Below are 11,298 nucleotides of genomic sequence, written 5' to 3'. Positions count from 1 at the left end.
GTTTGCCTTCAAGCCCTCCGCACATTCCCTCACGAGCATGCACTGCCTGTCAGCTATACACTTCCGCCACTACGGCGTGTTTGGGACTTTCACCCTTAAGTTCGGAGCGCTGCCAAGCGCACAAAAGCATACCAATACGTATGTTAATTGGTATGCTAATCCAAAGTCATTCGTTCAATTCCTCATAAAACTGATTGAATTCCTCTTCCGTCACTGCACGAAACAGTAATGGATCCTCCCTCATCCAGAAGAATAACTCAAAGCGATCTGCACCATCATGGAATTGACCAGTTAGCTTGACAGACTCCCCATCCACGGTCGTATAAAGCTCCAAAATATGTCCATCGGTTATGCCGTTTATTTGATAGTTCGTTTCTATATCCTGACTAGCGTTATCGTCTGTATGCTCGATTATTAATAAACTGCCAGTCAGCTCCCCTTCTAGGAGTGCCTCGTCAAATTGAAGGAAAAACGACTCCTCTTCTCCTGTATAAAGAAAGCCATTATGCTGTCTAAGCTCCGTGAAAAAGCTCCGAATACGCTCTTGCTCTTCATATTCTGCGTTATCCTCTACTTCTTTCTGGGATGATTGAATCCACCAAATTACCAATACAGCTAAAACAAAGACTAACACCGCAATTCCCCATATTGCTTTATTCTTCATTTCGTTTCCCTCTCCTAATAAGCCTTATTCACAAGGCGATTTGCGAATATGTTCAGTATTCTGATGCCGGCTGGAAAGTTTTTTATACTATCTGCAATAAAGAATCCATTACGACTGCTTGGTTTAGCTTATTTTTGAATTGGAATTCTTATGATGAAAATCACTTACCCTACTGAATTATTTTTTATTAGAAAGATAGTTAATTGATATCAGAAACCGTAACAAACGCATAGCCCTCTGCCTCTAAGAAATCTAACACGAGTTCCACCGCTTCTACTGTGGTTGCATGAATATCATGCATTAAAATGATCGATCCATCCTGTACATTTTCCTTCACAATGCTTAGAACCTGATCGGGATCATGTGATTTCCAATCTAATGTATCAATGGTCCATAACGTAGATGGAATTCCGATTACATCAGTCACTTGGTCAGTAATCGCCCCATATGGTGGTCGAAATGCAGTTGGTGAAACGCCTAGTACACTTAGAATTGCGTCATTGGTCTGCTGGAACTCCTCCCTAATCTCCTCATTGCTTAATGTTGTTAAATCCTTATGGCTCCATGTGTGATTTCCAATCTCATGTCCTTTCGCAGCCACTTCCTTGACGATGTCAGGATAGAAAACCGCTCTATTTCCAAGCATGAAAAAGGTAGCCTTTGCCTGATGTTCATCTAACAACTTCAAAATCTCCTGTGTATTACTTGGATGTGGTCCATCGTCAAATGTAAGAGCAACTCGCTTTTTTCCAGCCGGTACTTCCTGTTCTAATCCTTGCTCTTCGTTTGGTTTTGCTGGTTCAGAATCTTCTGCTGTCTGATTTGGAACATCTAACCGTTCTTTCCACTCATCGGTCAGTAAATCTTGCATTTCTACTAATGGTATAGCAATTTCCGGAGTGCCCGCAGCACCTGCCGTAACCTCATACTTATCAAACTTAAAGACAATGGACTTATCCGTCAGGTATACATTAGAGAACGTATTATTTTCATCATCAATCCATTTTTGTAGTTCTTCTTCAAAAAAGAACGGACTGTATGCTTCATTAATTTTAAATGCATGCAGTAACTTCTGGTAAATTTCTTCTCTACTTTCTCCCGTATCCTTTATGATATTGCTTTGGTCGATAAATTGGTTGTTCTCTATATCCGGTATAAATATTTTAGATGTCTGCATACTGTTTGCCCCACCAAAAAAACTTTCCTTTGTAAATACAATGGAATACATGTTTTCCACCACTGGGTAAATGTCAAAGGATAAATAGAAGGAGGCACTATGACCTTGAGAAAGCTCCTCTGTATCCTCTACTTCTTGGAGAAATTCTTGCTTTGATTTGGATACATAATCATTCATTATCTTATTTAACTGCTCGTCTTCAAATTCGAGATAATGGATGGCAAGGTGATATGCTTCCTCGTCTAACACTTCTGTTATGATATTAACGCCAGGATAGGCGGATTGTTCCGTTTCAGTTTCCTTCGTTCCTTGTTTTTCTGATGTGTCTGAATCAGAGTCATTACTGGAAAAGACGAAGAATAACACAATACCTAGGATTAACATAATCGGTAATACGAAATAAACTAGTTTCTGTCTCATTTATTAGCACCTTCTAATTCTTGTTGTAAACTCTTCCTATTATACGCCTCATAGAGTGGGTTCACAATACCACGGTAATGATCCTTTCACAATCGCCCCGCCAGTCGCATGATTGGTTATGGTTAGTTCTCCACCGTGGAGCCTTTGAGTTACAACGATTTCCACACCTGTAGGTAAAATGAACGCCCTATTAGATGTAAAGATGGTGAATAGCCGTATAGTCGGTACAGCGAAACAAGGGGAAGAAGTCGTAACAATTGATAGCTCCGTATCAGACCAGGATTCCCTAACCTGGACAATCTAACCAATACGGCTTAGCTTAACATTTATCGTTACCATAAAGGCAGATAGAATGCGTGGCATCTTCTCTCTCGTATTTATTCATACCCTAGCTTTACCCAATTGACTCACTGGGGACGGGAATAGGGGCACGGAGAGGATGACTCTGTTACCTAAATGATGACGGATAACGGAAAAAGGGCACTGATAACGCTCCTCTGTTACCTGATCTCGAATCACGGAAAAAGGGCACTGACGGAACTTCTCTGTGACCTAAATAATCTCGAATTACGAAAAAAGGGCACTGATAGCGATTCTCTGTTACCTAAATGATCTCGGATAACAGAAAAAGGGCACTGACAGCGATTCTCTGTTACCTAAATGATCTCGAATTACGAAAAAAGGGCACTGACGGCGCTCCTCTGTGACCTAAATGATGACGAATCACGGAAAAAGGGCACTGATAACGCTTCTCTGTGACCTAAATAATCTCGAATTACGAAAAAAGGGCACTGACGGCGCTCCTCTGTGACCTAAATGATGACGAATCACGAAAAAAGGGCACTGATAACGCTTCTCTGTTACCTAAATAATCTCAAATTACGAAAAAAGGGCACTGACGGCACTCCTCTGTTACCTAAATGATCTCGAATTACGGAAAAAGGGCACTGATAACGCTTCTCTGTTACCTAAATGATCTCGAATTACGAAAAAAGGGCACTGACGGCGCTCCTCTGTGACCTAAATGATGACGAATCACGGAAAAAGGGCACTGATAACGCTTCTCTGTTACCTAAATGATCTCGAATTACGAAAAAAGGTAACAGAGAGTATCCCTCTGTTACCCAAATGATCACGCATTACAGAAAAAGTAACACGGAGAGGATGATTCGGCGCTTCTTTCTTCCCTTTGCCAATATAGTCGCACTCATTTTGCATACGATCATGAATATCCCGTATAGCTTTTCCTAGACTATAGCCGTGTGGTCATGTTGGATTCTTAATTTATTTGTAGCAGAAAGTCTGGATGAGGATCTTTTTATACTGGATATAACAAGCTCATCTGATCATGCGCTGTGAACATGATAAGAATTGACAACTTATTATATCACCTATATATTTTACTAAATGAAATAATTTAGGTGGGATAGCATGATAAACGATAATCTCCAAAACAGCGACCTTATTCACTATATTATAGAAGAAATAATCGATATCCAGAAGCAGTCCCAACAATTTGTCAATCGAATCACGTTGGGTGAACAGCTTACCCAATCCCAGTTAGTGTTATTGTTCCAGCTGAAGAAACAGGATGGAATGAAGGCTACGGATATTGCAGAATTTTTTCATGTTACACCAGGGGCAGTAACAGCAATGTGTGATAAGCTAGAGAAGCAATCCTATATTGAACGAACTAAGGACCCAATGGATCGCCGTATTGTAAAAATGGTCCTCACTCCCCAAGGCGAACAGAAGATAAGGGAATTATTTAAGAAATTCCCTGAAAAAGAAATAGAAAAAATAGCAACAACACTAGTACAAGTAAATAAATTAATGTCTACCATTACCTAAACATGCTCTTAAGTAAATCTTAAGGGTATTTTTTATTGACTTCTATATTTAATAAGTATATATTTTAATCATTAAAATATATACTTATTAAAACAATTTAGAAAAGGGGGATTTTCTTGGATAACAAAGCTTCTAACCGCTTCAAAAAGTTGACCAAAACAAGTGGTGTGATTAGAGAAAGGTTACTAGATTACGCCTTGATACGGATAAATGGGGCAGTTACATGTCAGCAGGAACTAGAGTCTGAGAGTTTATTTATTTTAGGTAGTGCAACATTTCAATCCCATACAACCGTCGGCAAACTAAATTCAAAAGGGGTCTCTACCTTTCAATCATTACACGCTGACGAGATTACCAATATCGGATCCCTCACGTTAACCGAAGGAACAGCTATGACGATCCAGAGTAGTGGGATACTATCAGTCAAGCAGGAGATTACCGCAGATCACTTTGTGGCTAAAGGTGTTGTTAAAGCAGCTATTGTCAAATCCAACTACATCTCCATAGCTTTAACTGGTAAAAGCAAAATTGAAACGCTTCAAGGGAAGCACATAGAAGTAGACTTAGAAAAGAGGGGATGGTTCATTCATAAAAAACAATTAATTTGTTCCGCTATTGTAGGCGAGGATGTAAAGCTTCATTCAACAATCGCCAATTCAATTAAAGGAAGGACAATTCAAATAGGACCTAATTGTCATATTAGACACATGAGCTACTCCGATTCTTATACCCTCCATCCAACATCAAAGGTTGAACAAATACATAAACAATAGTTTGCTGGTACTAGAGTCGACACCTCACATGCAAGTCTCCAGTTATGCCTTATTTTTTATAGCTATACTTTATTGCAAAATTTTTGTAAATTTTTATGCTTTTCCTATTATTCTATGGAATATATTATATAAAATAGAATTAAGGGATGGTGAAATGATGAAAAGAAAATTTACGAAGCAAGAAACGAGTTGGATGTATTATGATTGGGCAAGTAATGCTTTTTCCATGATTATTACTACCGCGATTTTCCCCATTTTTTATAAAGCACAAGCAACAGCGGCGGGGGTAGAGGCGGCAGATTCAACAGCATACTTGGGTTATACCATTGCCATTTTCACGTTTATTTTAGCCATGATTGGCCCAGTATTAGGAACTATAGCAGATTATGAAGGTTATAAAAAGAGGTTTTTTGTTAGCTTTTTATTGTTAGGACTTATCTCTACCTTTTCGTTAATCTTCGTACCAGAGGGAGAATGGTTACTATTACTTATCCTCTTCACATTGGCTTCACTTGGATTAACAGGAGCAAATCTTTTTTATGATGCCTTCATAATTGATGTGACCGATAATAAACGGATGAATAAGGTATCAGCAAGGGGCTTTGGATATGGCTATATTGGTGGAGCTATTCCATTTTTAATTAGTATTGCCATTATCTTGTTAGCCCAAGAAGGGATTATTCCAATATCCAGTACAACTGCTAGTAAAATTGCATTTCTTATCGCCGTAATCTGGTGGGCGATATTTTCTATTCCAATGATTAAAAACGTTAAACAAATACATGGAATTAAGCGGGAACCAAACCCGATTCGTACAAGCTTCCGTCGTCTGAAGGAAACGGTTACATCTATTAGACAATATAAGCACTTAACGATATTTCTAATTGCTTACTTTTTCTACATAGATGGTGTCGGAACGATTATTTCCATGTCGACAGCATACGGAACTGATGTAGGATTGAGTGCAACGGTTCTATTAGTTGTCCTGTTTGTCACTCAAATCGTGGCAGCTCCTTTTGCCATTCTATATGGTAGATTAGCTGACCGATTTTCTGCAAAGCTTATGTTAAATATTGGTGTTTTCATCTATATCATCGTATGTATATACGGCTACTTCCTTGAAACAGCACTTGATTTCTGGATCCTGGCCATGCTTGTTGCTACATCACAAGGTGGCTTGCAAGCATTAAGTAGATCGTACTATGCTAAGCTAATTCCGAAGCATAAATCTAATGAATTCTTCGGTTTCTATAATATCTTTGGTAAGTTCGCTTCTGTTACAGGTCCTGTTTTAATGGGGGTTACAACCCAAATGACAGGAAAATCGAATGCAGGTGTCTTGAGCCTAATCGTATTATTTATTATTGGAGCAATTGTGTTAGCCTTTGTTCCTTCTGATAAGAAATTATTAAATGAACAAAATGGTAACCTGAATGTTTCTTAAGTTGTAAACATAATGGGCAAAAAAACAGTCTACTCCTTTCAAGGGTAGACTGTTTTCTATATTATATCAACGGGCGCTTATGAAAGTTCAAGCTTACTAAAAAAAGCACATGATGATGCAATCATTTCTTCTATCTTAAATAATAGTTCCAATCCGTCAGCATGATTTTAAGATAGTTTGTAGCTGTTTTTCGTAATTCTCTTCCCTCTTATTTGATAAAACTGATTCAAAATAAGTGCTCCAATCATTTGAACCAACGTCTTTGCCATAATTTGTCCAGCGATGGCGCCCGGTATTGCTGCCCATGGTAAAATATTCGCACCAATTGGGCTTAATCCAATCACGATAAAGACAACCGAATCGAGGAACCCTCCTACTAGCCCACTATAGAACACACGCCATGGTATCGGTAGCTTCAGCCTCGTATATATCTCGGTGTCTGCGGTTTCTGCCACAATAAATGAAAGTGCAGATGCTGCTACAATCATTAAGGTATCCCCTAACAGATAGGAGACGATTCCAGATATAATTAATGCAGTAAATATAATCATGTATGTCTTCTTTCTACCGTGTCGCATTTGCACAAGGTCACGTAGAATGAAGGTTGCACCAATAAACAACGTTCCCATTGGTATTATAAACACGCCAAGTACTAGAGGCGCAAATTTTGCCGTTATCACATTAGCAACGACAATGGATAGTAAATATAAAAATATTCTCATGTCTTATTCCCCTTCTTAAGATTACCGGTTATCGATTTTTTCTGGATTGAGATCGTGATTCATTAAACGATAATTCGCCATTTCTTCATATTTAGTACCTGGCTTGCCATAATTACACCATGGATCAATGGATATACCGCCACGAGGTGTGAATTTGCCCCACACTTCGATATAGCGCGGATCTAGCAGCTCGATTAAATCGTTCATAATGATATTCACGCAATCCTCGTGGAAGTCGCCATGATTTCGGAAACTAAACAAATATAATTTCAATGACTTACTCTCTACAATCTTCTTATCTGGTATATAAGAAATGTACATGGTCGCGAAATCTGGTTGGCCAGTAATTGGGCATAGACTAGTAAATTCCGGACAATTGAACTTTACGAAATAATCTCGGTTAGCATGCAGATTGTCTACAGACTCTAATACCTCCGGTGCATAATCAGAGGGATAATTCGTATTTTGATTCCCTAGTAAATGTAATTCGTCTAATCCTTCCTTATTGGTTCTTGGTGACATAAAAAAACCTCCTCGTAAAGTTTGTTACCACTTCACAAGAGAGGCCATAGCATTAATCTATTAAAAAAAGAAAAAACTATGCCCTTATGGACATAGCAATCCATAGTTTTTTATAGAGGGTTTAAGCTAGGAACCTCTCCCGTTCGGGTATGCAATTGATTTCTTTATTATACAACTCCTTGTGCACATGTCAATCTCTATTTTATTAGGCAACCATTTGCCTTATTCCTTTCCTTAAGGAGACGAAAAGAGGTTGGGACAAAACTATTTCTAACATAGGATAAACCGAACATGAAAGTTAGCGCATCAGACCCGCCCCGGAAATATACTACGCTTTCCGTGGGCGGCTGGTGAGCCTCCTCAGAGCTAACGCTCTTCCGGGGTCTCACCGATGCCTTTCCTCCCACAGGAGTCTCCGTATATTTCCGGTGCTAATGTGGTGATAGTTCGTTTTTTATTACCTTTGTTTTCGTTTTGTCCCAACCTCTATATGAACGTATCAAAAGGTAAAACAATTATAGCTCAAAAGTAGCTGTTTTTCCTTTGGATATATCTTTTGCTTCCTCACCCCGGATAGGGCCGAATTCTAATTCAATAGGTTTATCTTTCCAAATTTTTTCATACTGCTCTTTGTCTAATGTATATATTTGCAGATATTCACCAGAATCGCCAGTTTCAATCACATCACCATACCGATAATTAAGTAGCATCCCTTGATCGAGAATGTACTGACTTCCATCGTTTACAATTAGCTTTGAACTCATTGATGATAGATTAATAGGCTCTGAACCTTGATTATCAAGATCGAATTTAGCTGTCAGCAATACGATTCCATTATTAAAGTCAGTAAAGCGTGGTGCTTCTACTTCATTAGGTGTGAATTCAGTAATCTGATATCCCTCTAGTGTAACCGTTACATCTCCTAACTGTTCACTTTCTCCAATATCAGACTCTTCCTTCAGCATCTTCTTCTCACCCATATCGTCAGTAGTTACCTTATCCTTATAAAAGGCTTCATTGGCAGCTACCTTTTCAGCGCCTTCTTCATTTAAGCTAAGTTTAAATTTGCCTTCCTTTCCAATCGGATTACCGAAGTCTCCTTTTTCCGCTTCAGCAGCTGGAACGTCTATAGCCACAGTCCCTACATCTAATGCTTGCTGTAAATGGGACTTACCGAATGGATAAGCGTAATAACCAGTTACAGATTCACCAGCTTTTAAGGTGTAATCATTTGACGGCGATAATATTTCTGGCAGCTGTTCTTCTTCTGGAAGCAGCTCTTTATAATTGTTATAAGCCTTATCCGCACCAGTAAATGACAGATAGAAAGTAGGCATATAATATACATCCTGATCCAGCTCATTCGTCACGGTATATTGTGCAATAATAACACCACCATCGGTCTCATCATTGAAAGGGATATCAAAATTAGCATGGAAATCATTTAATTCAATCAATGTATAGGCATCTAATGAAACCGTAACACCGTCCAATTCATGTACTTGTGGTTCCTTATTTTCATAAAGTACATTCGCTGTTCCTTCTGTGTTCTCTTCCATATAGGAAATTAATTCTGCAAAATCACCAGTAGCCGCTCGATTTGTTTCTTCTGATTCAGCTTCTTCCTCTGGTTCTTCTTCTTGAACTTCCCCGTCGTCAACCTCTTCATTACCTTCCTTTGAAACATCTTCATCCTCAACATTAGCTGCATCTTTCTCGTCACTTCCACATCCACTGACAATAAATAATGCTAGCATCATAGTGACAAGAACCATCCATAATCTACCCAATATTTTCCAACCTCCAAGTTTTCAAACTGGTAACAGTGTAACATATTAGACTTTTTAGTAATATGAGGAGAAAGGAGTAATTTATATGGAAGAATGCTACAATACTAAGTCTCAAGTCACATTACTTTAGAACGACCTTCGCAGGAGCAGGGATGGTTTATTTTAGCTTAATGATTTGCTCTAGAGATTCTTGCCATATAATATCTTTCTCGGATTTATAACAATTAATAGTAATGCGACTATAACATAACAAGGCATTATATATAGTAAAACGTCTAATACCTCCCCCGGAATGACCACAAGAGAGAAATTAAACAATTGATGAATGACAATAGGGATTACAAGGTTCTTATTCAGATTGAAGAATAGCGTCATCATAATGGAAATAGATACAATCCCAATCATAAAAAGCACTATGTACTTGATTAAATTCATCCCAGTATAACCTGAGGCAAACCATAGTGGGGTGTGCCAAAATCCCCACAAAAACCCTATTATGATGGCAGATAATAATGGAGAGTACTTTTTTTGTAATTCACTTAAAGCATACCCTCTCCAACCTAACTCCTCACCTAAAGGTCCCCTTACTAAACTGTCTATAAAAGCAATGAGCAATAGTCCGAAGCTCGTAAAGGAAAACGCTAGCGTACCCTGTATATTGGATAGTACTATAATAGCTACAAAGAGGATTAAAACTTGTATACTTACTACATTAATCAATACAGAAGGCCTTATTCTTTCAGCAAATTGTTTTTTTATAAACGCTATTAAACTTACTTCTTGTTGAATTCTCTTAAACAATATAATAAAAGCAAAGGTTGAAGACCATGCAGCGATAACTTGTAGAAGGTTGGTTATACTATTAGGAACCCCCAATAGCATACTTATGCCAATAACGGTAAAAATCACAAAAAATATAACATAGCTTAAGATAATAAAACGTATCAATGGTCTCTTGACTGGTTTTTTCTTTTTCATAAAGCCACTCCTTTAAAACAAGTCGTTAATAATGGAGTCATCCATTACTAATCATCATTTTAAACCTGTGGGTTACCCCCAGCTCAAGACCATTTACGATTTATTTTAAAGGGGTGTACACTTCTAAAAACACACGCTCTAGACCATCTACATATGTAGTCAATAATATATTGATATACGTTACACCAGCTAATTCATACCCATTTTCACGTGCTATCTTTAAAAGCCTTTCTCCTACTTCTTGGTCCATACTTTCCCCACCATCCACCGCTCTGCCGTTTTCGATTACCATATACATACATTGCGGATGATAAAGGATACCACCGTTATCATTATGTTCTGGATCTCCCATCTCTCTAACAATAACAAAGTGATCTTCTTTAATTCCCTTTTGATCAAAATAGATAACACGTCTTGCACTCTTTAACGTAACAGCTTTCTCCTCTGTATTAATTTTTAACATTTCATATTCATTGTAAGCTTTATAATCCGTTATGTTGCCCACTACTTCTAATGGTCCCATCTCTTTAATCGTATACTTTCCTAAATGATTGTTAATTTTATTACAAGCTTCTTTCACCGATCTAATCTTTTTTAAAAGAAGACTCTTATATTCAAGTTCCTCAACTATTTGTTCTTCCTTCTCCTCTAATATACTTTCTAAATCGACTACACTCATATTCTGCCGTATCTCTTGGATTTTCTTAATCTCGATATCAATTTCTCTATAAAAATTGGTTGTAATAACGTCCTGAATATCATATTCATTATATTTTCTATACCCATTATGAGCATCATGCTCCGGTTTAACCAAACCTTTTTCCTCATAATACTTTAATGTATCCCTAGAAACTCCCAAAAATTTAGCAACTTGACCAATGGTATACATAATTCACCCCCTGTAAATCGGCTGTAAGAATAGACTTACCTTTATCACAGAAACATTTTTATTAAAAA

The 11,298-nt window shown here is 37.9% G+C and carries 10 protein-coding genes and 1 riboswitch; of the genes, 3 read left to right on the top strand and 7 right to left on the bottom strand.

Going from position 1 to position 11,298, the window contains the following annotated elements; translation table 11 throughout:
- Positions 1–166 precede the first annotated feature (166 nt).
- Together AAIB49_RS10655 and AAIB49_RS10650 are read right to left on the bottom strand one after the other, a co-directional pair.
- Positions 167–664, bottom strand: coding sequence for a hypothetical protein (locus tag AAIB49_RS10655; protein ID WP_211740929.1), 498 nt, complete (start codon positions 662–664; stop codon positions 167–169).
- A gap of 199 nt (positions 665–863) precedes the next feature.
- The gene (locus AAIB49_RS10650) at positions 864–2,261 is read right to left on the bottom strand and encodes a polysaccharide deacetylase family protein (RefSeq protein ID WP_343458061.1); all 1,398 of its coding nucleotides are present in this window, start codon (positions 2,259–2,261) and stop codon (positions 864–866) included.
- A gap of 1,431 nt (positions 2,262–3,692) precedes the next feature.
- On the opposite strand from AAIB49_RS10650, the gene AAIB49_RS10645 reads away from it, so the two are divergent.
- The 3 genes from AAIB49_RS10645 (at position 3,693) to AAIB49_RS10635 (ending at position 6,329) form a co-directional block, all read left to right on the top strand.
- Positions 3,693–4,112, top strand: coding sequence for a MarR family winged helix-turn-helix transcriptional regulator (locus AAIB49_RS10645; protein WP_186868005.1), 420 nt, complete (start codon positions 3,693–3,695; stop codon positions 4,110–4,112).
- Positions 4,113–4,228: 116 nt separating this feature from the next.
- Positions 4,229–4,885, top strand: a complete 657-nt coding sequence (locus tag AAIB49_RS10640; RefSeq protein WP_339212497.1) for a hypothetical protein — start codon at positions 4,229–4,231, stop codon at positions 4,883–4,885.
- A gap of 157 nt (positions 4,886–5,042) precedes the next feature.
- Entirely contained in the window at positions 5,043–6,329 is a 1,287-nt protein-coding gene (locus tag AAIB49_RS10635; protein ID WP_481857861.1) for an MFS transporter, read from the top strand.
- Between the two features lie 167 nt (positions 6,330–6,496).
- Here AAIB49_RS10635 and AAIB49_RS10630 read toward each other — a convergent pair whose 3' ends face one another.
- The 5 genes from AAIB49_RS10630 to AAIB49_RS10610 all read right to left on the bottom strand — a co-directional run bounded on the left by AAIB49_RS10630 (position 6,497) and on the right by AAIB49_RS10610 (position 11,230).
- Positions 6,497–7,051: a VUT family protein gene (locus AAIB49_RS10630; RefSeq protein ID WP_186868002.1), complete on the bottom strand. Its 555-nt coding sequence runs from the start codon at positions 7,049–7,051 to the stop codon at positions 6,497–6,499.
- Positions 7,052–7,072: 21 nt separating this feature from the next.
- Positions 7,073–7,573 (bottom strand): preQ(1) synthase, encoded by a 501-nt coding sequence (queF, locus tag AAIB49_RS10625; protein WP_339212488.1) that lies wholly within the window; start codon positions 7,571–7,573, stop codon positions 7,073–7,075.
- A gap of 96 nt (positions 7,574–7,669) precedes the next feature.
- Positions 7,670–7,716: riboswitch (PreQ1 riboswitch) on the bottom strand.
- Positions 7,717–8,088: 372 nt separating this feature from the next.
- Positions 8,089–9,348, bottom strand: a complete 1,260-nt coding sequence (locus AAIB49_RS10620) for a DUF5068 domain-containing protein (RefSeq protein WP_343458063.1) — start codon at positions 9,346–9,348, stop codon at positions 8,089–8,091.
- 195 nt (positions 9,349–9,543) lie between these two features.
- The gene (locus AAIB49_RS10615) at positions 9,544–10,341 is read right to left on the bottom strand and encodes a CPBP family intramembrane glutamic endopeptidase (RefSeq protein ID WP_343458059.1); all 798 of its coding nucleotides are present in this window, start codon (positions 10,339–10,341) and stop codon (positions 9,544–9,546) included.
- Positions 10,342–10,441: 100 nt separating this feature from the next.
- A complete protein-coding gene (locus AAIB49_RS10610; protein WP_186867999.1) occupies positions 10,442–11,230 on the bottom strand; it encodes a MerR family transcriptional regulator in 789 nt (262 codons plus the stop codon).
- Between the last annotated feature and the right edge of the window lie 68 nt (positions 11,231–11,298).

It is taken from the genome of Ornithinibacillus proteolyticus (assembly GCF_039581225.1).
In the GTDB taxonomy this organism is placed as follows: Bacteria; Bacillota; Bacilli; order Bacillales; family Amphibacillaceae; genus Ornithinibacillus; species Ornithinibacillus massiliensis.
Note: the sequence above shows the minus strand (reverse complement) of the source record. Positions and strands in the feature narration are given on the sequence as shown.

Bases quoted from the DNA above. Each gene is read 5' to 3' on its own strand.
- AAIB49_RS10655 (WP_211740929.1), bottom strand. From the start codon at position 664: ATGAAGAATAAAGCAATATGGGGAATTGCGGTGTTAGTCTTTGTTTTA.
- AAIB49_RS10650 (WP_343458061.1), bottom strand. From the start codon at position 2,261: ATGAGACAGAAACTAGTTTATTTCGTATTACCGATTATGTTAATCCTA.
- AAIB49_RS10645 (WP_186868005.1), top strand. From the start codon at position 3,693: ATGATAAACGATAATCTCCAAAACAGCGACCTTATTCACTATATTATA.
- AAIB49_RS10635 (WP_481857861.1), top strand. From the start codon at position 5,043: ATGAAAAGAAAATTTACGAAGCAAGAAACGAGTTGGATGTATTATGAT.
- AAIB49_RS10630 (WP_186868002.1), bottom strand. From the start codon at position 7,051: ATGAGAATATTTTTATATTTACTATCCATTGTCGTTGCTAATGTGATA.
- queF (WP_339212488.1), bottom strand. From the start codon at position 7,573: ATGTCACCAAGAACCAATAAGGAAGGATTAGACGAATTACATTTACTA.
- AAIB49_RS10620 (WP_343458063.1), bottom strand. From the start codon at position 9,348: ATGGTTCTTGTCACTATGATGCTAGCATTATTTATTGTCAGTGGATGT.
- AAIB49_RS10615 (WP_343458059.1), bottom strand. From the start codon at position 10,341: ATGAAAAAGAAAAAACCAGTCAAGAGACCATTGATACGTTTTATTATC.
- AAIB49_RS10610 (WP_186867999.1), bottom strand. From the start codon at position 11,230: ATGTATACCATTGGTCAAGTTGCTAAATTTTTGGGAGTTTCTAGGGAT.